Below are 22,730 nucleotides of genomic sequence, written 5' to 3' on the forward strand. Positions count from 1 at the left end.
CCAGCGTAAGACCTCGGTCTCGATGCGGAGGATTTCTGCAGTGCGGAGGGCGGATGCCGGGAATCGGCCCTCCGTATCGAGGATCCCCTCCCGATCGGTGGTGTCGCGGGAGGGTGGCGAGATCGAGAGGTCAATGCGAGCAGGGATTTGCCTGTTCTGTGCAGCAGAGTGACAAGGGCTGGACGCGTTCGAATTGTCAAGATGCTCCGAGATTTTGCGCCTACCCGGTCTCGGGCGGATACTCATCCCATCCGCGCCGCCCTTCTCGGCCGGGGAATCGACATGCACAGCACCCCTGCTCTCGCCCCTGACACGACCATCGCCATCGTCGGCGCCGGCCGTCTCGGCGGCGTTCTCGCCCGGGCCCTGCGTGCAGCGGGCTTCGGCGTCCTCGGCCCGCTTCGTCGCGACGACCGGATGCCGGATGCCGATGTCGCGCTGCTCTGCGTTCCCGATTCGGCGATCGCGGCGGTGGCCTTCGCCGCGCGACCGCATGCTCGACTCGTCGCGCACGTCTCAGGCGCGACGCCGCTCACCGACGTCGACTTCAGCATCCACCCGCTGCAGACCTTCACCGGCACCGAGACGCCCGAGGTCTTCCGCGGAATCGGCGTCGCGGTCGACGGCCGCACACCCGAGGCGCTCGCGGTGGCCGAGCAGATCGCCACAGCGCTCGGTGCGACACCTTTCCGCGTCGACGACGCCCACCGCGCGGAGTATCACGCGGCCGCATCCTTCGCCTCGAACTTCGTGCTCACGGTGCTCGACGCCGCCGAGCGCCTCGCGGCTCCCTCCGGGCTGGATCGCGCCCATCTCGCACCGCTCGTGCAGCAGACGGTCGACAACTGGGTGGCGTCCGGCGCGGCATCCGCCCTCACCGGTCCGATCGCTCGCGGCGACGAGGCGACCGTCGCGCGGCAGCGCGCAGCATCCGCCGACTTCGCCGACCTCTTCGATGCACTCGCCACCGCCACCCGAGCGGTCGCCGACAGAAAGCCCCGGTCATGAGAATCCTCCGTACGATCGCCGAGGTGCGCACCGCGGTTCGAGACGCCCGCGGTGACGGCGGGACTGTCGGGCTCGTCCCGACCATGGGCGCCTTCCACGAGGGGCACCTCTCGCTCATGCGCGCGGCGAGGGCGCAGAACGACCTCGTCGTCGTCTCGCTCTTCGTCAATCCGACCCAGTTCGCCGCGAACGAAGACCTCAGCACCTACCCGCGCGACGAAGCGCGTGACGCCGCGCTCGCTGAAGCGGAGGGCGTCGACATCCTCTTCGCCCCCGAGCCGGCCGAGATCTACCCCGACGGCTTCGCCACGAACATCCACGTGGCGGGCATCACCGAGGTGCTCGACGGCGCGAGCCGCGGCCCCCACCACTTCGACGGCGTCGCGACCGTCGTCACGAAGCTGTTCGGCATCGTGCAGCCCGACGTCGCGTACTTCGGGCAGAAGGACGCGCAGCAGGTGCTCGTCGTCCGGCGGGTCGTGCGTGACCTGAACCTCGACGTCCGCATCGAGGCGTGCCCCATCGTCCGCGAACCCGACGGACTCGCCATGAGCTCGCGCAACGTGTACCTCGACGCGGATGCACGCGCCCAGGCGACCGCGCTGAACCGTGCGCTCGACGCGGCGGATGCGGCGCACCGTTCGGGCGACGGCGATGGCGGCGCCATCCTGTCCGCTGCCCAGGCTGTTCTCGTCGAGGCGGGAATCGACGTCGAGTACCTGGAACTCCGGGATGCCGAGACGCTTCAGCCCGTCACCCGCACCGACCGCGACGCCCTGCTGCTCGTCGCCGCCTGTGTCGGCGCCGCCCGATTGATCGACAACCACCTGCTGAGAGGGTTCACGCCATGAGCGCCCACGCCGCCCCGACGAAGCGACTGACCCTGCGCGATCTCGACGCCAAGAAGCATGCCGGCGAGCCGATCGTCATGGTCACCGCGTACGACTTCCCGAGTGCGCAGATCGTCGAGGAGGCCGGCGTCGACCTGGTGCTCGTCGGCGATTCGGCCGCGATGACCGTGCTCGGCTACGACAGCACCGTGCCCGTCACGATCGACGAGATGCTGATGCTGACGAAAGCCGTGCGGCGCGGACTCACGAAGCCACTGCTCGTCGGCGACCTGCCCTTCGGTTCGTACGAGGCGTCGGATGAGCTCGCCCTCGCGACCGCGCAGCGCTTCATCAAGGAGGCCGGCGTCGACCTGGTCAAAATCGAGCGCGGCGGCACCACGGTCGACCGCGCCCGAGCGCTCGTGAATGCCGGCATCCCCGTCGTCGGCCATGTCGGACTCACGCCGCAGACTGCGACCTCGCTCGGCGGATACCGCGCCCAGGGACGCACCGCCGAGGCGGCGCTCGCCGTGATCGATGACGCCCTCGCACTGCAGGATGCCGGAGTCTCGCTGCTCGTGATCGAAGCAGTGCCGTCCGAGGTCACCGCCGCTCTCGCGCCCCTGCTGCGCATTCCGCTGATCGGCATCGGAGCCGGAGCGGATGCCGATGGCCAGGTGCTCGTCTTCCACGACCTGCTCGGCATCTACGCCGGCGGGGCCGCCAAGTTCGTCAAGCGCTACGCCGATGTGCGCGGTGTGTCCATCGCGGGGGTCGCGGCCTATGCCGACGAGGTGCGAGGCGGGCAGTACCCGGCGCCCGAGCACGGCTACGGGATGCCCGAGGGCGAGGCCGCGCGACTGCGAGACCTGCTCGCGCGGCGGTAGGTGTTGGCCTCCGGGGGGCTCGACGCCCGGCATCCAGTGCTGTCCGTCTCTTGCTGGCCATCGTCGATGCGGAGGAGATCTGCGATGCGGAGGGCCGTATCGACGATCCCATCCTCCGGTGCGCTGTTCTCCTCCGCACCGTAGGAGTGCGATGGCTGCCGTGTCGAGGTCTCGAAGCGCGCATCACGCATTGTGAAGGAGAAATGCGCTTCCGAAGGAGAGAATTCCGGGATCAGGCCTTCCGAGGCGCAGAACTCCTCCGGTGCGTGCGCATCCGGCTCTGCTGTCCTTCTCGTGCTGGCCATCGTCGATGCGGAGGAGATCTGCGATGCGGAGGGCCCTATAGACGATCCCATCCTCCGGTGCGCTGTTCTCCTCCGCACCGCAGGTGCGCTGCGGCCGTCGTGGCGGGGTGCCGCAGCCGTGTGACCCGCGCACTGCGAAGGAGAAACGCGCTTCCAAAGGAGAGAATTCCGGGATCAGGCCTTCTGAAGCGCAGATCTCCTCCGGTGCGTGGGTGCGTGGGTGCGTGGTTGCGTGGGTGCGTGGGTGCGTGCGCGCCGCGGCGAAAGAGGTCCCCTCACGCCTCCCAGCGCAGGATGTCGCCAGGCTGGCATTCCAGCACTTCGCACAGTGCGTCGAGGGTCGAGAACCGCACGGCTTTCGCCCGCCCGTTCTTCAGCACGGCCAGGTTCGTCGGCGTGATCCCGATGCACTCGGCCAGCTCGCCGACACCCATCTTGCGTCGCGCCATCATCACGTCGATGTCGACGACGACGGGCATCAGATGACCTCGTTGTCGAGCTCGGACCGCAGCGCCTGCGCCTCGACATCGCGGTCGATCGCCTGCCGCAGCAGCGCCTTCATCACCACGACCAGCAGGGCGACGCCGGCGAGCACCACGCCGGCTCCGCCGATGAGCGCGACGAGACCCGGAGCTGCCGAGCCCGGAGCGAGGATCGCCGCGAGGATCCACAGAAGGGCCGCGGCCACGAGGATCGCGCCGATGATCACGTCGATGTAGCGGAACGACGAGGTCGAGAAAATCGATCCGCGACGCACCTTCGTGAGCAGCAACCACACGCAGATGCCGAAGACCTGCAGAGTGCCGACCCCGAGGACGACGATCGACACGAAGGCGATCCGTCCCCACAGCTCTTCGTCGGCGAGGTCGAGCCACAGCAGCGGCACGATGAGCGCCTGCACGGCCACGGATCCGACCAGCGCCAACGCGATCACGACCCGCAGCACGATGATCGTCGACTTCGCCATGACTCCACCCCTCATCGAACAACAGCAGAAATCTATCGTTAATCGTTCGATTCGGCAATGTGGATGTGCGGGGCGCGTTCGATGCGGGGGAGATCTACGGAAGGGAGGATCAACTTCGCGAGTTCGTCCTCCGGTGCGCAGATCTCCTCCGCTACGCAGATCTCCTCCGCTACGCAGATCTCCGCCGGTGCGCAGATCTCCTCCGGATGCGGGGCCGCGCGCTCGGAAGGAGATCGCGCATAACGAAGGAGATATCGGCGGCATCCCTCCTTCGAGGCGAGAGATTCCCCTCGCAGTGGGGGTGGGTGCCGGGGCCGCGCGCTCGGAAGGAGATCGCGCCTAACGAAGGAGGTGTCGGCGGCATCCCTCCTTCGGAGTGAGAGGTCTCCTTCGCAGTCGGTGGATGCCGGGGGCAGCGCGCGCTCGGAAGGAGATCACGCCTAACGAAGGAGGTGTCGCCGGCATCCGTCCTTCGGAGTGAGAGGGCTCCTTCGCAGTCGGTGGATGCCGGGGGCAGCGCGCGCTCGGAAGGAAATCGCGGCTACCTAAGGAGGTGTCGGCGGCATCCCTCCTTCGAGGCGAGAGATCTCCTTCGCAGTCGGTGGGATGCTGGCGGCAGCGCGCGCTCGGAAGGAGATCGCGTCTACCGAAGGAGGTGTCGGCGGCATCTGTCCTTCGGCGCGAGAGATCTCCTCCGCAGCGAGAGGCCCCCTCCGGCGCGAGAGATCTCCTCCACACAGAGAGCCGCTACTCCGCCCGACGCACCCGCAGCACCAGTGCGATGAGCGCGAGCGCGATGACCGCGACGCCGTACCCGACGCACACTGCGCCGAGTCCGAAGACTCCGACCAGCATCCCTGCGACGACTGCGGGCACGCCGAAGGCGAGGTAGGCGAGCAGGTAGATCACGGCGAACGTGTCGGCGCGGTCGGTCGGGGGGATGCGGGGTGCGAGTGAGGCGACGACTCCCGAGAAGGCGGTGCCGAATCCCATGCCGGTCACGGCGGTCGCGGCGAGGTAGAACGGAAGCGACCCGGTCGCGAGCGCCCAGAGCGACAGCGCGGTGCCGACGGCGAGGGCCGCGGTGCCGAAGATCACCGAGGTGCGCGGGCGCCGGTTGCGGAAGAGGAATGCGGTGACCGCGCCGACGCCGGCCAGCATCGCGACCGCGAGTCCCTGCCAGACGTGCGCCTCACCGCCGAGCTGGGTGCGCACGATGTTCGCGCCGAGTGAGAGGAAGAGCCCACCAGTCGCCCAGCCGGCGATGATCGCGGGGGCTCCGCGCCAGAAGTCCGAGCGGATGCCGGCCGGCACCGACAGTCGGAAGCTCAGCGACGCGAGTGCTCCCGGCCGCAGCGGAGCGGTCTCGGGTGCCAGGAAGAAGAGCCCCGCGAGCACGATGTACACGGCGGTCAGGGGTGCGAACACGTCGAGCAGCGGCTGTCCGGTCACGTCCAGCGCGATGCCCGAGACGAGTGCGCCGAGGGCGAGGCCGATTCCGGGGCTGAGCGCGTTCCACAGTGCGGCGACCCTCGAACGGCCGCCGGGGGCGAGGTCGAGCGCGGCGGCCGAGAGGGCGGCGATGAGCACGCCACTCGCCGCACCCTGCAGGATGCGGGCGAGCATGAGCGTGGCGACCGTATCGGCATGCCAGAACAGCACCATGCTCGCGGCGAGCACCAGGAGACCGCCGATCGCGACCGGTCGCCGCCCGACATGGTCGGAGAGCGAGCCTGCGGTGAGCAGGGCGAGCAGCAGGGCGACCGCGTAGACGGCGAAGACGGCGCTGATGACGATCGCGTCGAATCCGATCTCTGCGGCGAGCACGGGGTAGAACGGCGATGGCGCACTCGCGCCCATCATCATCGCGATCTGCGTCACAACGGCCAGCGCGAAGCCGAAGCGCGGGCGACGGACCCGAGGTGCCGTCGCGGTCGTGTCGATCGGTGACGTGGTGGTCATGAGTGCTCCCGCGGTATCGGTTCGAGATTCATCGAACTATCGGAGCGTACTCGCGATCCCGCGATTGTTCAACTATTCTCGAACCATGCCTGGCGAACTCCCGCACCCCGAGCGATCCGAGATCCAGCTCACCGACGTGCTCTTCGCCCTCAGCGACCCCGAGCGTCTGGCGATCGCGCGACAGCTCGCCGACGGCCCGCTCGACATGGCGGAATGCCACGCGACCGACCCGAACCTGCCGAAGTCCACCAAGTCGCATTTCATGAAGGTGCTGCGCGAAGCGGGCGTGATCCGCAACGAGCCCAACGGCCGGCGACGGATGCTGACGCTGCGACGCGCAGAGCTCGACGAACTGTTCCCCGGCCTGCTGGAGTCCGTGCTGCGTTCGTGACCCGCAACCGCGCAGGCGGGAGCCCACCGCCTCAGCGGAAGTACGACGCGCCGTTCAGGTCGAGCACCGTGCCCGACGCCCACACCGCGGTGGGCGAGGTGAGATAGGCGACCGCATCCGCCACCTCTTCGGGCGTGCCCACCCGGCCGAACGGACTCTGACCGCGGATGCTGTCGCCCTGCGCTCCTTCGAGCTTCGCCGTCTGCCGGTCTGTCGCCACCATTCCCGGAGCGACCGAGGTGACCGAGATGCCGTGGGGTGCGAGCACCAGTGCCAGCGACTGCCCGAACGCCTGCAGCCCTGCCTTGGTCGCGGCGTACGCGGGGTGGTCGGCCTCTCCGCGGAACGCGCCGCGTGACCCGATGTTGACGATCGATCCGCCGCTGCCCCGCTCGATCATGTGCTGAGCGACGAGCATCGTGACGTTCGAGGCGCCGAGCAGGTTCACCGAGGCCATGGCAGACCAGGCGCGCTGCCACTCGGCATACGTCGTCGAGTCGACGCGATGCTCGTTCGCCGCGCTCGGGGCCACGGCTGCATTGTTCACCAGGATGTCGAGTGAACCCAGGGCTGTGATGCCCTCCTCGACCACGCGCTGCGCCTCCGCCGGATCCCCGAGGTCGCCGCCCACGATCGCATGGTCCGAGCCTTCGAGTGAGGCGAGGGTCTCTTCCGCGGCCGCGCGATCACGGCCGTAGTGCACGACGACCCGGTCGCCCCGTCGGGCGAAGGCCTGCGCCACTGCGCGGCCGATGCCGCGCGAGCTGCCCGTGATCAGCGCATGCGCCATCTCAGGACGCGACCTGCGTGCGACCGACCGCATGCACCGCCGGCTCGATCTCGGACCACACCGAATCCAGCGAGAGGTGCAGCACGCCGGCGATCGCGGCGATGGTCGAGAAGGCGGGGGTCGCCACGCGACCCGACTCGATCTTGCGCAGGGTCTCGGGCGAGACCCCCGCGTCGAGGGCGACGCTCAGCATCGATCGCTCACCGCGCGCTCGCCGCAGCAGCGCGCCGAGGCGCTCGCCCCGCTCGACCTCGGCGGGAGTCAGGGGCATCCGAACCATCATGTGCCCATTGTAATACCGGGATAGTATTACCGGGATAGTTATTGGAACAACCGACGGCGGGCTGTGGAGAACCCCATGATCGAGATCCTGAACCGCGACGAACTGGCTCGTGCACGAGACGCGGGCGCCCTCGTCGACGGCATCCTCCAGTCCCTCAAGGAGCGAGCGGCGGTCGGGGTGAACCTGCTCGACCTCGACCGCTGGACGAAGCAGATGATCGAGGATGCCGGTGCGCAGTCCTGCTACGTCGATTACGCCCCCTCCTTCGGCCGGGGGCCCTTCGGCCACTACGTCTGCACTGCCGTGAACGACGCGGTGCTGCACGGGATGCCGCACGATTACGCCCTCCTCGACGGCGACCTGCTCACTCTTGACCTCGCCGTCACACTCCGGGGCATCTCAGCGGATGCCGCCATCAGTTTCGTGGTCGGCGACGGTGCGGCATCCGCCGACCTCGACATGATCGACGCGACCGAGCGTGCGCTGGCCGCCGCGATCGCCGCAGCCCGACCCGGCGCGCGCATCGGCGACCTCTCCCACGCGATCGGCACGGTGCTCGGCGACGCGGGCTACCCGATCAATCTCGAGTTCGGCGGCCATGGCATCGGTTCGACGATGCACCAGGATCCGCACGTCGCGAACGACGGACGCCCCGGCCGCGGCTACAGACTGCGCCCCGGCCTGCTGCTCGCACTGGAACCGTGGGTGATGGCCGACACCGACCGGCTGGTCACCGACGACGACGGCTGGACGCTGCGCAGTGCGACCGGATGCCGCACAGCCCACACCGAGCACACCATCGCCATCACCGAGACCGGGGCCGAGGTGCTCACGCTGCCGCGCTGACCCTCGTCACTTCGTGCGCGAGCCGCTCCGCACCCGACGCACAGCGCGGCCGGCCAGGTCCTTGAGCCGGCCGCCGGGGTACTGCCTGCGCAGCTCGACGGCGCCGCCGCGTCCCGCGACCGGCGTGCACGTGCGCCCGGCGAGCAGGGGTGAGCGTCCCGCGGCGGCGAGCGTCGCAGCATCCGCTCGGAGAGGGACGTCGAAGGTCCACCCCGCCCGTCGCACGGTCACGAAGAGCTTCGCCCCGCGCGACTCGTCGTCGGGCCGGAACACCTTCAGCGGGTCGATCGCGATGCGGAGGGAGTCGAGGCTGCGCGGGTGGAGGTTCGCCACGCGACGCTCGATCGCCGCGGCCTTGTCGCGCCACACCAACTCGACGTGATCGTTGGACATCTCCCGCTTGGCTTCGAGAAGACCGGTCGGAAGGCCGTCCATCGCGATCGGCAGTGACGTCATGACGCCCGTGCCCGGCTCGAACTCGAGTGCGTCCTGCCCGTCGCGGGTGATCGAGACATCGACGGTGAGATACAGTCCGCCGCCCCGCGACCACCGTGCCGACGTCACCACCGCCCGGCAGGTGAGCTCGGCCTCGAACCGCGCGAACGTCAGCAGGTCGGCGCGTCGATCGGCTCGCAGCAGTGCGGCCCGGATGCGGTTCGGAAAGGCCAGGCCCCCGTCGACGCCGGGTCCGAAGCGCCGTCGCGCGAGCGGGATGACGACGTCGAGCAGTCGCTGGCGATACTCCTCGGGGTACCCGGCGTACTTCTTGCCCGACACCCGCTTGAGGATCTTGCCGCGGAACCAGTGCCGCAGCAGCCGGTCGCGCAGTCGCCCCGGTTCGGTGTACCGCTCGACGAGATCGAGCACGGCCTCGAGATGCGGGAAGTACGTCTCGGGTTCGATCCGCGACGAACTGGCACTGCCCGCGTGCTTGACCCACGCGTAGCAGGGGCGGCTGGCGAGGATCGAGATCGTCGACGCCTCGAAGTACGCCCTCATCACGAACAGATGGTCTTCGAGGCGCACCTTGCCGTCGGGGAATCGGATGCGCTTCTCGCGCAGGAACGAGGTGCGGAACATCTTGTGCGGCGTCAGCATCTCGAGCAGCGGATCCTCGCCGAGGCGCGCACGGGGGATGTCGCGGCGGAAGATGCGACTCGGAAGCCGCCGGCCGATGCCGACCTCCCTGCCGACCACGACATCGGATGCATGCTCGTCGGCGTAGTCGCAGAGCGCCTCGAGGGCGCCGTCGTAGAGCCAGTCGTCCTGATCGACGAACTGGATGTACGTGCCGCGCGCATCGTCGATCCCGTGGTTGCGCGGCGTTCCCGGCCACCCCGAATGCGGCAGATACGCGACGCGCACGTAGGGACGATCACGCGCGATCTCGACCAGTCGAGCCGCCGTCTCCTCACCGGAGCCGTCGTCGCAGAGCAGCACCTCGAACCGGCCGTGATCGAGCGTCTGCCGATCGAGAGACGCGATGAGCTCGTCGAATGCCGCTCCCGGACGGAACACGGGAACGACGACGCTCACTCTGATCGAAGTGGACGGTGGGGAAACGGCAGGGGAAGACGACATCGACGGCAGTCAAACATCGTCGGCTATGGAGCGCACGGGGCTTGCTTTCAGCGCCGTGTGCGTGCAGTGCGTGCGCCGTGTGCGTGCAGTGCGTGTCAGTGGGATCGTGCGTGGGCCGCCGCGCGGCCACGGAGGAAGCCGATGACGCCGTCGTCGTCGGCGAGCGCGATCGCCCGCGCGTAGGCCTCGCCGGCATCCTGTCCGGCCTCGGCGAGCAGCCCCGCCCGAGCCGCCCAGTACGGCTGGAATCCCTCTGCATGGGCCGGGAGCGCGGCGAGGCCCGCCTCGGCTCCGTCGATGCGCGCGGTGACGACGGCGGCCGCGACCCGGGCACCGAGGGTCGGAGCGACCGCGAGAAGCGCGGCGTACAGCATCCGCAGCGAGTCCCAATCGGTCGCCCCCGTGCGCAGCCGATCGCAGTGCACCGCCTGGATCGCCGCCTCGAGCTGGAATCGTCCCGGCGCACCGGTCGGCCGCGCTCGCCTGAGGTACGCCTCGCCCTCGGCGATCAGCGCCGCATCCCAGGTCTGAGGATCCTGCTCGTCGAGGGGGATGAACTCGTGAGAGCGCCGCGCGAGAGTCAGCGTCGTGAGGGCGGCCAGACCCCACGCCTCGGGCTCGTCCTCGAGAAGACCCGCCAGAGTGGCGGCCAGGTACTGCGCCTCGCCCGCCATCGACTCGGCGTCGCCGCGCCAGGTGAGCGCGGCGCATCCGTAGACCGCCTCCAGCACAGCGGGCAATCGTTCGGGCATCGAGCGGCGGTCCGGAATCGCGAACGGGATGCGGGCATCTCTGATGCGTCGCTTCGCCCGCACCAGGCGCTGTGCCATCGCCGTCGCCGGAACGGCGAACGCGCGCGCGACCTCGGCCGCCTCGAATCCGAGCACGGTCTGGAGCATGAGCGGGGCGCGCACGGCCGGGTCGATCGCCGGATGCGCGCACACGAACAGCAGCTCGAGTCGCTTGTCGCCGATCGCGAGCGGATCGTGGTCGGCGAGCGGATCGACGCGAGCGCTCTCCTCGGCGAGGGGAGCGGATGCCGTCGCCGCGGCCGACTTCCACATATCGCGCAGCCTGTTCCTCGCCACGGTCATCAACCACCCTTCCGGGTTGTCGGGCACTCCGGCATCCGGCCAGCGCCGCAGCGCCTCTTCGAACGCTCCCGACAGGGAGTCCTCGGCGAGCGCGAGGTCGCCGGACCGCGCCGCGAGCAGCGCGACCAGCCGGCCGTAGGAGGTCCGCGCCGCACTCTCTGCAGCGGCCCGGACCCCCTCGGGGATCATCGGTTCGGCGTCCAGACGCCGTCGACCGTGAACACGGCACCCGGTCGGATCTCGACCGCACCCCAGAACGCCGGCGGGGCCTGGCGGGCGAATCCGATCGCGGCATCCAGGTCGGGCACGTCGATGACGACCGTGCCGCCGAGCTGCTCCTTCGTGTCGGCGAACGGGCCGTCCTGCACCTGCAGCGCGTCATCGCGCACGCGAACGGTGGTGCTGACGGCTGACGGCTGCAGAACCTCGGCCGAGACGAGCACCCCTGCCGACTGCAGGGTGGCGGCGTAGCTCGCGAATGCGGCCTGGCCCTCTGCGAGCGCCTCAGCGCCCAGAGTCTCGGCATCGAGCTCTTCGTAGTGCAACAGCAGTGTGTAGCGCATGTCTCTTCCTCACTGTTCGACGGTCAGCGTACAGAGAGATGACGATCGATCAGCAGGCCGATCGACACATCCGCCGAAGTTCACCTTCCGGGCCGAGATTCCCACCCCACTTTCAGCCTTAACGATATATCGTTGACTATCGCTCACCACTTCCGGGAGGTCATCATGAACAACGCATTCCCCTCGAACCCGTTCGGCGGATCCGGCTTCGGCTCGGGCCAGGGCGGGCCCGCATCCGCGATCTTCGATGCCATGGAGCAGCTCCGCAAGTCCTTCGAGCAGCGCCCCAGCGGCGGCTCGCGCATGGCGAAGGGCGACGTCCGCACTGCGGTGCTGTCGCTGCTCACCGAGAAGCCGATGCACGGCTACCAGATCATCAACGAGATCGCCGATCGCAGCGGCGGATCGTGGAAGCCGAGCGCAGGCTCGGTCTACCCCACCCTGCAGCTGCTGGCCGACGAGGGCCTGATCGAGGCTCAGGAGCAGAACGGTCGCAAGACCTACTCGCTCACCGAGGCCGGCCGCGCCGTCGCCGCCGAGCACACCGAGACCCCCGCTCCGTGGGAGTCGCAGTCGAAGAGCGAGGGCTCGCACGACAACCCCCGCTACAGCGCACTGCCCAAGGCGGGCGTCGACCTCGCGGCGGCAGCCGCGGCCGTCGGTCGCAGCGGCAGCACCGAGCAGGTGCAGCAGGCGGTCGAGATCCTCGACGAGGCCCGCCGTAGGCTGTACTCGATCCTCGCTCAGGACTGATCGCACACGACACAGGGACGACACATGACGGATGCTGCGGCGCAGGGCGCCCATCGTGCCCGGTACCGCCGCATCCTGTCGTTCGCGGCGCGCGAGTTCCTCAAGGTCTGGTGGTTCGAGCTCGTGCTGCCGCGCTTCGGCATGAGCTCGATCGCCGAGCGCACCCGGGCGCCGCGCATGCAGCGCTTCGCGAAGCGGTTCCACGTGCTCGCGGTCGAACTCGGCGGTCTCATGATCAAGGTCGGGCAGTTCATGTCGTCGCGTCTCGACGTGCTGCCGCCCGAGATCACGAAGGAGCTCGAGGGACTGCAGGACGAGGTCCCGGCCGTGCCGTTCGCCGACATCCGCGCGGCCGCCGAGGCCGAACTCGGCCGTCCACTCGCTGAGGCCTACGCCTGGTTCGATGAGACGCCGGTGGCTGCGGCATCCCTCGGCCAGGCGCACCGGGCCCGCCTCTCCGCGCAGGATGCCGTCGACACCGGTCTCGGCGACGTCGTCGTCAAGGTGCAGCGCCCCGGCATCGACGAGATCGTCGCGGTCGACCTCGCGGCACTCCGCCGCGTCGCCCGCTGGGCGATGCGCGTGCGACTGGTTGCCGATCGGGTCGACGCTCCCGGCCTCGTCGAGGAGTTCGCGCAGACCAGCCTCGAGGAGATCGACTACCTGCACGAGGCCGCCAGCGCCGAGCGCTTTCGTGAGAACTTCGCCGGCGACCCGCGCGTCAGCGCCCCCGAGATCGTCTGGGAGCGGTCGACCCGGCGCGTGCTCACGCTCTCGGACGTCACCGCGATCAAGATCAACGACACGGATGCTCTGCGGGCAGCCGGCATCGATCCGGCCGAGGTCGCCGACGTGTTCGCCGAGGTCATGTTCGACCAGGTGTTCACGCACAGCTTCGTGCACGCCGACCCGCACCCGGGCAACATCTTCGTGACTCCGGAGGCCGACTCGACGACCGGCCGCAACTTCCGCCTCACCTTCATCGACTTCGGGATGATGGCCGAGGTGCCCGACAACCTCCGCGACGGTCTGCGCACCCTGCTGATCGCGGTCGCCGGTCGCGACAGCCGAGGCCTGGTCACCGCGGCCCAGGAGATCGGCGTGCTGCTGCCCTCCGCCGACACCGCCGAGCTCGAGCGGGCGCTCCGCGCGCTGTTCGCCCGCTTCGGCGGCATGGGCTTCGCCGAGCTCAGCAAGGTCGACCCTCGGGAGTTCACCGACTTCGCCGACGAGTTCGGCGACATGGTGCGTTCGCTTCCGCTCCAGCTGCCCGAGAACATGCTGCTGCTCATCCGTGCGGTGTCGCTGACCTCGGGCATGTGCTCGAGCCTCGATCCGTCGTTCAACGTGTGGGACGCCGCCGAGCCCTACGCCGGCCGCCTGCTGCGCGACGAGTCGGGCAACCTCATGCAGGACATGGCGCAGCAGGCCATGGAGACCGCCGCCGTCACCTACCGCCTGCCGAAGCGGATCGACGCGATCATCACCCGCGTCGACGACGGCAACGTCACCTTCGACACCTCGGCCCTCGAGCGCCGCCTCGACCGGCTCGAGGGCATCGCCCGCCGCATCGGATCGGGCGTGCTGTTCGCCGCGATGCTCGTCGGAGGCGCGCTGCTCGTCACGCCGCTGCCGCCGCTCGGCATCACCCTCATCTGCGTCTCGGCGCTGCCCCTGCTGCACTCGGTGTTCGGCGGTCGTCGCTCGCGCTGACGCGTCCTGGTGCTCGCGCTGACGCGCCCTGGTGCTCGCGCTGACGCGCCCGGAGAACCCGGAGCATCCGGCATCCGCCCGGCGTGTGCGCCCCGGAGCGCCGCGGATCGACCCGTTCATCTGGCCTTTCCGTCCAGGTCGCAGAATGCCGGCATGGGAGAATGGGTTCTCATGGACACTCCGGACGAGAAGACGCCCACGAGGAACCACCCTCCGAAGACCTCCACCGCCGCGATCAGGCAGGCCGCGAAGGCCACCGAGACCGCGCAGAAGATCGTGCGTGACATCGCCGCGGTTCCGCCGCGCGGCGTGCACCCGGCGCTCGTGCCCGGCGTCTCGGTCGAAGAGACCGGACGCACCTACCGCACCGATCCGCTCGTCTTCGGCATCGCCGTCGCGCTGACCCTCGCGTTCATCGCGTGGGGCGTGTTCGCGGGTGACAACCTCTCGGGCACGACCTCGACCGTGCTCGGGTGGGTCGTCGAGTACTTCGGCTTCTTCTTCACCACGATCGCGACCGTCATCCTGATCTTCATGCTGTTCGTCGGCTTCAGCCGCTACGGACGCATTCCCCTGGGCCGCGACGACGAAGAGCCCGAGTTCTCGATGTTCTCGTGGATCTCGATGCTCTTCGCCGCCGGAATGGGCATCGGTCTCGTCTTCTGGGGCGCCGCCGAGCCGCTCACCTTCTTCGAGAACCCGCCGCCCGGAACGGTCGAGGCGAACACCCTCGAGGCCATGCACACGGCGCAGGCGCAGGTGCTCTACCACTGGGGCCCGCAGGCGTGGGCCTTCTACGCGCTGGTCGGCGGCGCGATCGCGTACGGCGCGTTCCGTCGTGGCCGCACCCCCCTGATCTCGTCGATCTTCGCGCCGCTGCTCGGCGAGGGCCGCACCACCGGGCCCCTCGGTCGCACGATCGACATCTTCTCGATCATCGTCACCCTCTTCGGCACGGCCGCGTCGCTCGGCCTGGGAGCCCTGCAGATCGGCCACGGCGTCGAGATCGTCAGCGGCATCGGCGAACTCGGCAACGGCGTGCTCATCGCGGCCATCGCCGTGCTCACCGCCTGCTTCATCGCCTCGGCGGTCTCGGGCGTCTCGAAGGGCATCCGGGCGCTGTCGAACATCAACGCGGTCGTCGCGCTGCTGCTCGCATTCTTCGTCTTCTTCGTCGGACCGACGCTGCTGATCCTCAACGTCATCCCCTCGGTCGCCGTGCAGTTCCTCGGCGACCTGCCCGAGATGGTCGCGCGGTCGGCGTCGCAGGGCGATGAGGCGCAGATGTTCCTGTCGAGCTGGACGATCTTCTACTGGGCATGGTGGATCTCCTGGTCGCCGTTCGTGGGCATGTTCATCGCCAAGATCTCGCGGGGCCGCACGCTGCGCCAGTTCGTCTCCGTCGTCATCCTGGTTCCGGCCGCCATCTCGCTCATCTGGTTCGCGATCTTCGGAACCACGGCGATCCAGCAGCAGATGAACGGCGCAGGACTCACGGTCGACCCGCCCGAAGAGGTGCTCTTCGGCGTGCTCGAGAACCTGCCGTTCCCGCTGATCACCAGCATCGTGCTCATCCTGCTGATCTCGATCTTCTTCATCACCGGCGCCGATTCGGCCTCGCTCGTCATGGGCACGCTCTCGCAGCAGGGTCGCCCCGAGCCGTCGCGCTGGGTCGCCGTCGTCTGGGGAGTCCTGGTCGGAGTGATCGCGGCGGTGCTGCTCGTCACCGGCGAAGAGGGCAGCGGCCTGAAGTCGCTGCAGAACGTCACGATCATCGCGGCGCTGCCGTTCGCCGTGATCATGGCCTTCATGATGGTCGCGTTCATGAAGGATCTGCGACGCGACCCCATGATCCTGCGCGAGCGCTATGCCCGCATGGCCGTTCGCCACAGCGTCATGGCCGGACTCGAGGAGTACGGCGACGACTTCGCGCTCGTGCCCGTCGAGTACGACCACTCCGAAGACGACCTCGCCTGGATCGATGAGGCCGACGTCGACGACAGCCTCGCCGAGGTCTACGCGACCGCGACCGAGGCGATCGACATCATCCCGGATGCCGGTGGTGGCGCTGCGGATGCCGGCGCCGATGCCGGCGATGCGAGTGCGGGTGCGGCCGCGGACGCCGGGTCGGATGACGGGGGCGACCCTGCGGGCCTCGCCGAGCGTCCTTCCTGACGTCAGTCGCATTGTTGACCCCGCCCGCGCCGCCCCCGGCCCGGTGCGGGGTCAGTAACGCATCCGAATCGGCCGTTTCCGCTGAGAAAGTGGCCCCGCACGTGAGTCGCGATGCCGAAGTGGCCCCGCACGCACCCCGCACGTGAGTCCCGATGCCGAAGTGGCCCGCCACGTGGGTGGGGCGTGAGGTTGCCCCTACCCGCGGGTTGCACCGTGGTGCGGGGTCAGTAACGCATCCGAATCGGCCGTTTCCGCCGCGAAAGTGGCCCCGCACGTGAGTCGCGGTGCCGAAGTGGCCCCGCACGCGCCTCGCGGGTGGATCCCGGTGCCGAAGTGGCCCCGCCATGTGGGTTGGGCGTGAGTTGCCCCTACCCGCGGCTCCATCCCGGTGCGGGGTCAGTAACGCATCCGAATCGGCCGTTTCCGATGTGAAAGTGGCCCCGCACGTGAGTCCCGGTGCCGAAGTGGCCCCGCAAGCGCAAAGGCGTGCGGGAGGCCGAAGGCGCGAGGCGGGAGCCTGAAGGCGCGGGGCGCCGGGGCTCAGGCGGATGCCGCCGCAGCCCCGGCCCAGAGGCTCAGGCGACGGGGGCCGCCTCGCCCGCACCCGCCTCGCCCGCACCCGCCTCGCCCGCACCCGCCTCGCCGACACCCGCCTCGCCGACACCGGGCGCGACCGTCTCGACGGGGACGGATGCCGCGGCGGTGATCTTCGCCGCCATGCCCGCGAAGATGAAGCCGTGGAACGGCAGCACGGCCAGCCAGTACAGCCGTCCCGCGAGCCCGCGGGGGAAGAAGACCGCCCGCTGCTCGTAGCGGGATCCGTCGCCGTCGGGCAGTGCGCGCAGCTCGAGCCAGGCCTCGCCCGGCACCTTCATCTCGGCGCGCAACCGCAGCAGTCCGCCGCTCGCGGGCGACGAGTCGGTCTTGCGGCCCGGCTCCTCGACGGCCTCGACACGCCAGAAGTCGATCGCATCACCGACCCGCGCCTCGGCCTTGCTGCGGCGTCCGCGGCGGAGCCCGACTCCGCCGACGAGCCGGTCCATCCAGCCGCGCACCGCCCAGAGGAACTTCGACGAATACCAGCCGTTCGACCCGCCGATGCCGATGATCACCCGCCACAGTCCGTCGACCGGGGCCGACGTCTTCAGCTTGCGGGTGTCGGTGAAGACGGTGCGTCCCGCCCAGTCCGGGTCGCTGGGCAGCGGGTCGCTCGGGGCGCCCGAGACCTCGGCATCCTGCCAGCTCGTCTCGATGGTGTCGGCGTCGAGGCGGCCCAGCGCCATCGAGACGGCGGTCCGATACGGGGTCAGCCCGCCGTCCGGGCGGGGGATCAGGTCATCGATCGCGCGGTCCTTCACGATGCACTCGTTCTGCAGCGACGCGACGAGCGGGCGCGCGATCGATCGCGGAACCGGGGTCACCAGGTTCACCCAGTGCGATGCGAGTCCCGGAGTGAGCACCGGCAGGGCAGCGATCGCGCGCTGGCGCAGACCCGCCTCGAGCGCATAGCCGTTCATCATCTGGCCGTAGCGCAGCACGTCGGGTCCGCCGATGTCGGCGGCGCGGTTGACGCTGTCATCGACGCGCGCGGCGCCGAGCAGGTAGTGCAGCACGTCGCGCACCGCGATCGGCTGGATGCGGTTGCGCACCCATTTCGGCGCCGGCATGTACGGCAGCACGTCGGTCAGGTGCCGGATCATCTCGAACGATGCGGAACCGGAGCCGATCACGACGCCGGCCTGCAGCACGAGCGTCGGAACGCCCGACTCGAGGAAGATCTCGCCCACCCGCACCCGGGAGCGCAGATGAGGCGAGAGCTTCACGTCGTCGGGGTGCAGTCCGCCGAGGTACACGATGCGGCGCACGCCCGCCTTCGCCGCGGCATCCGCCACCGTGGTGGCCGCTCGTTCGTCGCTCTCCTCGAACCCCTTGCCCGCCGTCATCGAGTGGATCAGGTAGTAGACCACGTCGACATCGCGCATGGCCTCGGCCACGGCGTCCGCGTCGTCAGCCGAGCCCTCGACGATCTCGCAGTCGGCACCCCATGGGAAGGATGCCGCGCGCGCGGCGTCGCGGGCCAGTGCGCGCACCCGGTATCCGGCGTTCAGCAGACGAGGCGTCAGCCGCCCGCCGATGTATCCCGTGGCGCCGAGCACCAGCGCGCGAGGCGCCGATCCGTCTTCGCGTGGGAGGGCGCGCAGGGCCTCTTCGTGCCCGGTGGGCTGGGTGAGCTCGGTCATGTGTCGAGCGTAGGCGTGATGACCGGAAATTTCACTAGGCTGGCGATTGACTAGTTCATCTAGTAATCTTTTGGCGGAGGAAGGTGATCACATGACGACAGCCACGCAGTACCCCACCCGTCGTGAGCTCCGGTCTCGGCGAATCCTGCCGAACGGTCCTGTCGACGTCGCCCCGCTGTCGGCACGTGCTGCTGTCGGCCGCTCCACCGGGCTCCGCAGCGTCCCGCTCCCCGCATCGCGCACGCCGTTCTGGAAGTCCGCCGGAGTCGTCGGCCTCATCGCGGTCATCGCCGCCGGCACTCTGCCGCTGGTGGCATCCGCCCTCGACATCCCCCTGTGACCCCACGGCGCGGCGCTCGACCACAGACCACCGCTGATAAGAGAGAGGAGCCCCCATGGGACTCGATGACAAGATCAAGAACACCGCTCAGGACCTCGCCGGCAAGGCGAAGGAGGCCGTCGGCAAGGTGACCGACAACGAGAAGCTCGAGGCGGAGGGCCGCGCCGACCAGGCGAAGGCCGACGTCAAGAAGGCCGGAGAGAACGTGAAGGACGCGTTCAACAACTGACACCGGTGAGCAACGGCGGGGAGGTGGCGCGAGCCACCTCCCCGCCTTCTGTGCGGTTCGACCTGCGATGGTCGTGCGGCGCGAGAGAGAGTGAGACAGCATGTCCGACCGCCTGAACAATGACACGCCGAACCTGTGGCAGCGCCTGCTGCGACGGCTGCGTCCCGCCGCGGCAGAGCCTCGTCGGCTCACGGTCGAGGACGTCACCGTCGTCGACCGCCCGATGCTCCGCCGCGCGGTCGCCGGCACCGTGGTCGGCAATCTCATGGAGTGGTACGACATCGGCGTCTACGGCTATCTCGCGGTGATCATCGGGCGGGCGTTCCTGCCGGACGCATCCGCCGGGGCGCAGTCGCTCTTCTCGCTCGGCGTCTTCGCGGTGACCTTCGTCGCCCGTCCGCTCGGCGGCATCGTGCTCGGCCAGCTCGGCGATCGACTCGGCCGTCAGCGCGTGCTGGCCTTCACGCTGATCATGATGGCCGCGGCCACGTTCCTCATCGGCGTGCTCCCCGACTTCTCGGTCATCGGCGTCTGGGCGCCGATCCTCCTGATCGTGCTCAAGCTCGCGCAGGGCTTCTCGACCGGCGGCGAGTACGCGGGCGCCACGACCTTCATCACCGAGTACGCGCCCGACCGGCGCCGCGGCTTCTATGCCTCCCTGCTCGACCTCGGCTCGTACATGGGCTTCGCCATCGGCGCCGCTTTCGTCTCGATCCTGCAGCTGACGCTGTCGGCCGAGGTCATGCAGGGCTTCGCCTGGCGCATCCCGTTCCTCGTCGCGCTTCCGCTCGGACTGATCGCGATCTACTTCCGGCTGAAGATCGAGGACACCCCGGCATTCCAGGAGGCACAGGACTCGGCGAAGCGCGCGGCCGACGACGCACAGGCGTCGGCGGATGCGCCCAAGGGCGTGCTCGCACTGATCCGCGCATACTGGCGCGAGCTGCTGACGGCCTTCGTGCTCGTCGCCGCCGCCAACACCGTGGGCTACGCCCTCACCTCCTACATGCCCACGTACCTCACCGGAACCCTGGGCTACGACGAGGTGCACGGCACTCTGCTCACCCTTCCCGTGCTCGTGGCGATGGCGCTCTGCATCCCGCTCACCGGAAAGCTCTCCGACCGCATCGGACGCCGCAAGGTGCTGTTCATCGGGTCGATCTCGGCGATCGTGCTGGCCGTGCCGTCGTTCCTGTTCATGATGCGCGGGGAGATCTGGTCGACGCTCCTCGGCCTGGTGCTGCTCGCCTTCCCCGTGACCTTCTATGTGGCCAACCTCGCCTCGTCTCTGCCCGCGCTCTTCCCGACGTCGTCGCGCTACGGCGGCATGGGCATCTCGTACAACCTCGCCGTCGCCCTGTTCGCGGGCACGGCTCCGGTCGTGATGGAGGCGCTCGTGCAGATGACCGGATCGTCGCTGGCCCCGGCGTTCTACGTGATCGGCACCTCGATCGCCGGCTTCATCGCCGTGGTGGTGCTCAAGGAGTCCGCGCGCAGGCCTCTGCCGGGTGCGATGCCGAGCGTGCAGACGATCGAGGAGGCCGTGGAACTGGTCGAGACGCAGGAGGAGAACCCCGACCTCGACCTCGACGAGCTGTTCCCCGAACGCCTCGAGAACGCCGCGGACGACGACGGAGAAGCCGGCGCTCGGGTCGAGGATCAGGTCGAGAAGGCCTGACCCGCGGCGGAGGGATCACTCGCCGGAGGGCTCGGATTCCTCGTGCGAGCGGATGACGTCGCGCAGTTCCTGATCGAGATCCGACGCCTCTTCGATGGCCGAGGTCATGCCGGCCAGGAATCGCGTCACGATGCCACGCTCGCGGTCGCTCATCTCGTCGACGAGCGACAGCATCCGCCGGTGCATCGCGCCGAGGGTCTCGCGCACCTCGTCGTCGCTGCTGACGGTGGGCACGACGACCCCGGCGCGGCGATCGGTCGGGTGCGGCTCGCGCTTCGCGTGCCCGCCCTTCTCGAGGCGGTCGATGAGGGTCGTCGTCGACGCCGTGGAGATGTCGAGCATGCGGGCGATGTCGATCGGGCGCACGATGCGGCCGGCCCGCTGCTCGCGCAGCAGGAATCGCAGCGCGACCAGGTCGGTCTCGTTCATACCCATCGACGCCCTGGTGCGGGCTCGCATGGCGGTCTCGGCCGAGCGGTAGCGGCGGAGCATGTTGAGCACGTCGACCGTGCTCGCGCTGTCGGAGTCGGGGTACCAGTACCCCGATCGGCCGAATTCTTCAGAGCGCTCCATCACGCCACCTCGCCGTCATCGCTCAGGGATCCCTCGTTCTCTCCATGCTCGCGCGCGAGCATCTCGATCGCGCCGGCTTCGACCTCGGCAGGGACGATCCGCAGCAGTCCGCCCGTGATGGCGTCGTGCTCGGCGGCCACGATCTGGTCGAGCCGCCAGGCGGGAACCGACGGGAACCGCGCTCGCAGGCGATCGAGCATGTCGGCGTACATGATGTACCCCGCATCCCCGAGTGTGAATCGCTCGACCATGACGTCCCTTTCCTGCCCGTGTTCTATCTTCGCACCCGATCAGAGTCCCTGGTGGCATTGGAATTCGCTAGGCCACCTCGTTACCTGTCTTTCGAGTAGCATGGAGGGGTCAGGGGGTGACACATGGCCAGCAGGACCGACATCAGAACGACGTCGACCGATCTCGTCGCTCGGGTCGACGAACTCCGTCGCGCCGAGGCGCAGCTGGGCCGTCGCCTCGCCGCGCTGCGCGCGCCCAACGACACCGATCGTGAGGCCATGAGGTACATCACGGAGGCGCCGGCGGATGCTCCCGCGACCCCGGGAGGACTCGCTGCGCACCTGAACGTGAGCACGGCCGCGATCACGAGCCTGCTGCGCCGTCTGCAGGAGCGCGGCCAGATCGTCGTCGCCCCGCATCCGGCTGACGCGCGATCGAAGGTTCTGCGACCCTCTCTGCGCGATCTCCACTCGCCCGCCGACGAGCTCACGCAGCGCATCGCCGCCCTCGCCGACGAGTTCACGCCCGAGCAGACCGATGCGATCTCACGGTTCCTGCACCGCTTGACGGAAGAGATCGGCGACCTTCCCTGACGCCGGACTGGGATTTAGCTAGGTAACCTAGTAATCTATTTCTCAAGCCAGTCTGAGCGTGAGGGAGAGAACATGGGTTACCTGACCTACGGAAGCACCGCCGCACCGATCGAGATCGACGACGAGCTGCTGACCCACCTGCGGCTGGTGATCGTGACCAAGCTGCGGCGCAACGAGTCCTTCCCCCTGACCCTCTCGATCGGCGACGGCGCCGTCGAGACGCTCTGGGTACACGCCTCCATCCCCCTCCGGTTCGCCATGGACGAGGAGCCGAGCATCGACCGCTCGCTGGTGGTCTCGATGATGAACGCGGCGAACTCTGCCGGCGGGCTCGACCTCACCCGAGGTGAGTTCGCTCCGGCGCTCACGGGGTCGCGTGTGCTGCACGCGATGACTGCGTGAGCCATGTCCGCACGCATCAGGAATGCCGCCAAGGCGGCGACGAGCGCGCGGGTGCGAGGCGCCTCGCGGACGCGAGGGCTGTGGGTCGAGGTCGATCCCGGCTTCTACGTCGGCAATGACCGGCGCCAGTTCCTCGGATCGATCGCGGGGACGCCGCGCGAGGGCTTTCGGGCTTTCGGAGCGCAGTCCGACTTCATCGGCCAGTTCGACGACCTGGATGCCGCCAAGGCTGCGGTCGCTGCGGCATCCGTGATCGCCGAAGAGATCGCACAGGGCGAACCGCAGCTCCACTGAGG

General features: G+C 69.1%; 25 protein-coding genes. 14 read left to right on the forward strand and 11 right to left on the reverse strand.

Features of this window, described 5'->3' with window-relative positions; translation table 11 throughout:
- The first annotated feature begins 282 nt into the window (after window positions 1-282).
- From AKG07_RS13790 to panB, 3 genes are read left to right on the forward strand one after another with little or no spacing between them, the layout of a single operon-like run.
- On the forward strand, window positions 283-1,008 hold the full coding sequence (locus tag AKG07_RS13790; RefSeq protein WP_053098440.1) for a DUF2520 domain-containing protein: 726 nt from the start codon (window positions 283-285) through the stop codon (window positions 1,006-1,008).
- Entirely contained in the window at window positions 1,005-1,859 is an 855-nt protein-coding gene (panC, locus tag AKG07_RS13795) for a pantoate--beta-alanine ligase (RefSeq protein WP_053098441.1), read from the forward strand. The genes AKG07_RS13790 and panC overlap by 4 nt, the downstream gene beginning before the upstream one ends.
- A complete protein-coding gene (gene panB, locus AKG07_RS13800) occupies window positions 1,856-2,725 on the forward strand; it encodes a 3-methyl-2-oxobutanoate hydroxymethyltransferase (RefSeq protein WP_053098442.1) in 870 nt (289 codons plus the stop codon). The genes panC and panB overlap by 4 nt, the downstream gene beginning before the upstream one ends.
- A 580-nt stretch (window positions 2,726-3,305) precedes the next feature.
- Here panB and AKG07_RS13810 read toward each other — a convergent pair.
- From AKG07_RS13810 to AKG07_RS13820, 3 genes are all read right to left on the reverse strand, one after another.
- Window positions 3,306-3,509: a helix-turn-helix domain-containing protein gene (locus tag AKG07_RS13810; RefSeq protein ID WP_053098444.1), complete on the reverse strand. Its 204-nt coding sequence runs from the start codon at window positions 3,507-3,509 to the stop codon at window positions 3,306-3,308.
- On the reverse strand, window positions 3,509-3,997 hold the full coding sequence (locus AKG07_RS13815) for a DUF2975 domain-containing protein (RefSeq protein ID WP_053098445.1): 489 nt from the start codon (window positions 3,995-3,997) through the stop codon (window positions 3,509-3,511). The genes AKG07_RS13810 and AKG07_RS13815 overlap by 1 nt, the downstream gene beginning before the upstream one ends.
- Before the next feature lie 747 nt (window positions 3,998-4,744).
- Complete coding sequence (locus AKG07_RS13820) at window positions 4,745-5,959, reverse strand: MFS transporter (protein WP_053098446.1); 1,215 nt, start codon at window positions 5,957-5,959, stop codon at window positions 4,745-4,747.
- 85 nt (window positions 5,960-6,044) lie between these two features.
- On the opposite strand from AKG07_RS13820, the gene AKG07_RS13825 reads away from it, so the two are divergent.
- Window positions 6,045-6,350 carry an ArsR/SmtB family transcription factor gene (locus tag AKG07_RS13825; protein ID WP_053098447.1) on the forward strand — a complete coding sequence of 102 codons (306 nt, stop codon included), beginning with the start codon at window positions 6,045-6,047 and terminating at the stop codon, window positions 6,348-6,350.
- Window positions 6,351-6,381: 31 nt separating this feature from the next.
- On the opposite strand, the gene AKG07_RS13830 is transcribed toward AKG07_RS13825, so the two are convergent.
- Both AKG07_RS13830 and AKG07_RS13835 read right to left on the reverse strand, forming a co-directional pair.
- Complete coding sequence (locus tag AKG07_RS13830; RefSeq protein WP_171821973.1) at window positions 6,382-7,140, reverse strand: SDR family NAD(P)-dependent oxidoreductase; 759 nt, start codon at window positions 7,138-7,140, stop codon at window positions 6,382-6,384.
- Between the two features lies 1 nt (window position 7,141).
- Window positions 7,142-7,420 carry a helix-turn-helix domain-containing protein gene (locus AKG07_RS13835; RefSeq protein ID WP_053099347.1) on the reverse strand — a complete coding sequence of 93 codons (279 nt, stop codon included), beginning with the start codon at window positions 7,418-7,420 and terminating at the stop codon, window positions 7,142-7,144.
- A gap of 78 nt (window positions 7,421-7,498) precedes the next feature.
- Between AKG07_RS13835 and map the strand changes: the two genes are divergently transcribed.
- On the forward strand, window positions 7,499-8,269 hold the full coding sequence (map, locus tag AKG07_RS13840; protein WP_053098448.1) for a type I methionyl aminopeptidase: 771 nt from the start codon (window positions 7,499-7,501) through the stop codon (window positions 8,267-8,269).
- A 6-nt stretch (window positions 8,270-8,275) separates the two neighbouring features.
- Here the strand turns inward: map and AKG07_RS13845 are convergent, their stop codons facing one another.
- From AKG07_RS13845 to AKG07_RS13855, 3 genes are all read right to left on the reverse strand, one after another.
- A complete protein-coding gene (locus AKG07_RS13845) occupies window positions 8,276-9,805 on the reverse strand; it encodes a glycosyltransferase family 2 protein (protein WP_053098449.1) in 1,530 nt (509 codons plus the stop codon).
- A 140-nt stretch (window positions 9,806-9,945) separates the two neighbouring features.
- The gene (locus AKG07_RS13850) at window positions 9,946-11,133 is read right to left on the reverse strand and encodes an RNA polymerase sigma factor (RefSeq protein WP_053098450.1); all 1,188 of its coding nucleotides are present in this window, start codon (window positions 11,131-11,133) and stop codon (window positions 9,946-9,948) included.
- Complete coding sequence (locus AKG07_RS13855) at window positions 11,130-11,507, reverse strand: YciI family protein (RefSeq protein ID WP_053098451.1); 378 nt, start codon at window positions 11,505-11,507, stop codon at window positions 11,130-11,132. The genes AKG07_RS13850 and AKG07_RS13855 overlap by 4 nt, the downstream gene beginning before the upstream one ends.
- A 165-nt stretch (window positions 11,508-11,672) precedes the next feature.
- On the opposite strand from AKG07_RS13855, the gene AKG07_RS13860 reads away from it, so the two are divergent.
- The 3 genes from AKG07_RS13860 (at window position 11,673) to AKG07_RS13870 (ending at window position 16,148) form a co-directional block, all read left to right on the forward strand.
- Window positions 11,673-12,260 carry a PadR family transcriptional regulator gene (locus AKG07_RS13860; RefSeq protein WP_053098452.1) on the forward strand — a complete coding sequence of 196 codons (588 nt, stop codon included), beginning with the start codon at window positions 11,673-11,675 and terminating at the stop codon, window positions 12,258-12,260.
- 24 nt (window positions 12,261-12,284) lie between these two features.
- Window positions 12,285-13,973: an ABC1 kinase family protein gene (locus tag AKG07_RS13865; protein WP_053098453.1), complete on the forward strand. Its 1,689-nt coding sequence runs from the start codon at window positions 12,285-12,287 to the stop codon at window positions 13,971-13,973.
- Window positions 13,974-14,126: 153 nt separating this feature from the next.
- On the forward strand, window positions 14,127-16,148 hold the full coding sequence (locus tag AKG07_RS13870; RefSeq protein WP_233277284.1) for a BCCT family transporter: 2,022 nt from the start codon (window positions 14,127-14,129) through the stop codon (window positions 16,146-16,148).
- Between the two features lie 575 nt (window positions 16,149-16,723).
- On the opposite strand, the gene AKG07_RS13875 is transcribed toward AKG07_RS13870, so the two are convergent.
- Window positions 16,724-18,388 (reverse strand): SDR family oxidoreductase, encoded by a 1,665-nt coding sequence (locus AKG07_RS13875; RefSeq protein ID WP_082297949.1) that lies wholly within the window; start codon window positions 18,386-18,388, stop codon window positions 16,724-16,726.
- A 91-nt stretch (window positions 18,389-18,479) separates the two neighbouring features.
- Here AKG07_RS13875 and AKG07_RS13880 point away from each other — a divergent pair, with 91 nt between their 5' ends.
- The 3 genes from AKG07_RS13880 (at window position 18,480) to AKG07_RS13885 (ending at window position 20,635) form a co-directional block, all read left to right on the forward strand.
- Window positions 18,480-18,728 carry a hypothetical protein gene (locus AKG07_RS13880; RefSeq protein ID WP_053098455.1) on the forward strand — a complete coding sequence of 83 codons (249 nt, stop codon included), beginning with the start codon at window positions 18,480-18,482 and terminating at the stop codon, window positions 18,726-18,728.
- Window positions 18,729-18,783: 55 nt separating this feature from the next.
- Window positions 18,784-18,957 carry a CsbD family protein gene (locus AKG07_RS17520; protein ID WP_072590528.1) on the forward strand — a complete coding sequence of 58 codons (174 nt, stop codon included), beginning with the start codon at window positions 18,784-18,786 and terminating at the stop codon, window positions 18,955-18,957.
- A gap of 100 nt (window positions 18,958-19,057) precedes the next feature.
- Entirely contained in the window at window positions 19,058-20,635 is a 1,578-nt protein-coding gene (locus AKG07_RS13885; protein ID WP_082297950.1) for an MFS transporter, read from the forward strand.
- 15 nt (window positions 20,636-20,650) lie between these two features.
- Here AKG07_RS13885 and AKG07_RS13890 read toward each other — a convergent pair whose 3' ends face one another.
- Both AKG07_RS13890 and AKG07_RS13895 read right to left on the reverse strand, forming a co-directional pair.
- Entirely contained in the window at window positions 20,651-21,208 is a 558-nt protein-coding gene (locus AKG07_RS13890; RefSeq protein WP_053098456.1) for a MarR family winged helix-turn-helix transcriptional regulator, read from the reverse strand.
- Complete coding sequence (locus AKG07_RS13895) at window positions 21,208-21,459, reverse strand: hypothetical protein (RefSeq protein WP_053098457.1); 252 nt, start codon at window positions 21,457-21,459, stop codon at window positions 21,208-21,210. The genes AKG07_RS13890 and AKG07_RS13895 overlap by 1 nt, the downstream gene beginning before the upstream one ends.
- Before the next feature lie 123 nt (window positions 21,460-21,582).
- Between AKG07_RS13895 and AKG07_RS13900 the strand changes: the two genes are divergently transcribed.
- The 3 genes from AKG07_RS13900 to AKG07_RS13910 all read left to right on the forward strand — a co-directional run bounded on the left by AKG07_RS13900 (window position 21,583) and on the right by AKG07_RS13910 (window position 22,728).
- On the forward strand, window positions 21,583-22,032 hold the full coding sequence (locus AKG07_RS13900) for a MarR family winged helix-turn-helix transcriptional regulator (RefSeq protein WP_053098458.1): 450 nt from the start codon (window positions 21,583-21,585) through the stop codon (window positions 22,030-22,032).
- 72 nt (window positions 22,033-22,104) lie between these two features.
- Window positions 22,105-22,434 carry a DUF7882 family protein gene (locus tag AKG07_RS13905; RefSeq protein ID WP_053098459.1) on the forward strand — a complete coding sequence of 110 codons (330 nt, stop codon included), beginning with the start codon at window positions 22,105-22,107 and terminating at the stop codon, window positions 22,432-22,434.
- Between the two features lie 3 nt (window positions 22,435-22,437).
- Complete coding sequence (locus AKG07_RS13910; RefSeq protein ID WP_053098460.1) at window positions 22,438-22,728, forward strand: hypothetical protein; 291 nt, start codon at window positions 22,438-22,440, stop codon at window positions 22,726-22,728.
- Window positions 22,729-22,730 lie beyond the last annotated feature (2 nt).

The sequence above is a fragment of the Microbacterium sp. CGR1 genome (genome assembly GCF_001266755.1).
GTDB lineage: Bacteria > Actinomycetota > Actinomycetes > Actinomycetales > Microbacteriaceae > Microbacterium.

What these genes read in the sequence shown, in the direction of transcription:
- AKG07_RS13790 (WP_053098440.1), top strand. Translation starts at nt 283, where the DNA reads ATGCACAGCACCCCTGCTCTCGCCCCTGACACGACCATCGCCATCGTC.
- panC (WP_053098441.1), top strand. Translation starts at nt 1,005, where the DNA reads ATGAGAATCCTCCGTACGATCGCCGAGGTGCGCACCGCGGTTCGAGAC.
- panB (WP_053098442.1), top strand. Translation starts at nt 1,856, where the DNA reads ATGAGCGCCCACGCCGCCCCGACGAAGCGACTGACCCTGCGCGATCTC.
- AKG07_RS13810 (WP_053098444.1), bottom strand. Translation starts at nt 3,509, where the DNA reads ATGCCCGTCGTCGTCGACATCGACGTGATGATGGCGCGACGCAAGATG.
- AKG07_RS13815 (WP_053098445.1), bottom strand. Translation starts at nt 3,997, where the DNA reads ATGGCGAAGTCGACGATCATCGTGCTGCGGGTCGTGATCGCGTTGGCG.
- AKG07_RS13820 (WP_053098446.1), bottom strand. Translation starts at nt 5,959, where the DNA reads ATGACCACCACGTCACCGATCGACACGACCGCGACGGCACCTCGGGTC.
- AKG07_RS13825 (WP_053098447.1), top strand. Translation starts at nt 6,045, where the DNA reads ATGCCTGGCGAACTCCCGCACCCCGAGCGATCCGAGATCCAGCTCACC.
- AKG07_RS13830 (WP_171821973.1), bottom strand. Translation starts at nt 7,140, where the DNA reads ATGGCGCATGCGCTGATCACGGGCAGCTCGCGCGGCATCGGCCGCGCA.
- AKG07_RS13835 (WP_053099347.1), bottom strand. Translation starts at nt 7,420, where the DNA reads ATGGTTCGGATGCCCCTGACTCCCGCCGAGGTCGAGCGGGGCGAGCGC.
- map (WP_053098448.1), top strand. Translation starts at nt 7,499, where the DNA reads ATGATCGAGATCCTGAACCGCGACGAACTGGCTCGTGCACGAGACGCG.
- AKG07_RS13850 (WP_053098450.1), bottom strand. Translation starts at nt 11,133, where the DNA reads ATGATCCCCGAGGGGGTCCGGGCCGCTGCAGAGAGTGCGGCGCGGACC.
- AKG07_RS13855 (WP_053098451.1), bottom strand. Translation starts at nt 11,507, where the DNA reads ATGCGCTACACACTGCTGTTGCACTACGAAGAGCTCGATGCCGAGACT.
- AKG07_RS13860 (WP_053098452.1), top strand. Translation starts at nt 11,673, where the DNA reads ATGAACAACGCATTCCCCTCGAACCCGTTCGGCGGATCCGGCTTCGGC.
- AKG07_RS13865 (WP_053098453.1), top strand. Translation starts at nt 12,285, where the DNA reads ATGACGGATGCTGCGGCGCAGGGCGCCCATCGTGCCCGGTACCGCCGC.
- AKG07_RS13870 (WP_233277284.1), top strand. Translation starts at nt 14,127, where the DNA reads ATGGGAGAATGGGTTCTCATGGACACTCCGGACGAGAAGACGCCCACG.
- AKG07_RS13875 (WP_082297949.1), bottom strand. Translation starts at nt 18,388, where the DNA reads ATGACCGAGCTCACCCAGCCCACCGGGCACGAAGAGGCCCTGCGCGCC.
- AKG07_RS13880 (WP_053098455.1), top strand. Translation starts at nt 18,480, where the DNA reads ATGACGACAGCCACGCAGTACCCCACCCGTCGTGAGCTCCGGTCTCGG.
- AKG07_RS17520 (WP_072590528.1), top strand. Translation starts at nt 18,784, where the DNA reads ATGGGACTCGATGACAAGATCAAGAACACCGCTCAGGACCTCGCCGGC.
- AKG07_RS13885 (WP_082297950.1), top strand. Translation starts at nt 19,058, where the DNA reads ATGTCCGACCGCCTGAACAATGACACGCCGAACCTGTGGCAGCGCCTG.
- AKG07_RS13890 (WP_053098456.1), bottom strand. Translation starts at nt 21,208, where the DNA reads ATGGAGCGCTCTGAAGAATTCGGCCGATCGGGGTACTGGTACCCCGAC.
- AKG07_RS13895 (WP_053098457.1), bottom strand. Translation starts at nt 21,459, where the DNA reads ATGGTCGAGCGATTCACACTCGGGGATGCGGGGTACATCATGTACGCC.
- AKG07_RS13900 (WP_053098458.1), top strand. Translation starts at nt 21,583, where the DNA reads ATGGCCAGCAGGACCGACATCAGAACGACGTCGACCGATCTCGTCGCT.
- AKG07_RS13905 (WP_053098459.1), top strand. Translation starts at nt 22,105, where the DNA reads ATGGGTTACCTGACCTACGGAAGCACCGCCGCACCGATCGAGATCGAC.
- AKG07_RS13910 (WP_053098460.1), top strand. Translation starts at nt 22,438, where the DNA reads ATGTCCGCACGCATCAGGAATGCCGCCAAGGCGGCGACGAGCGCGCGG.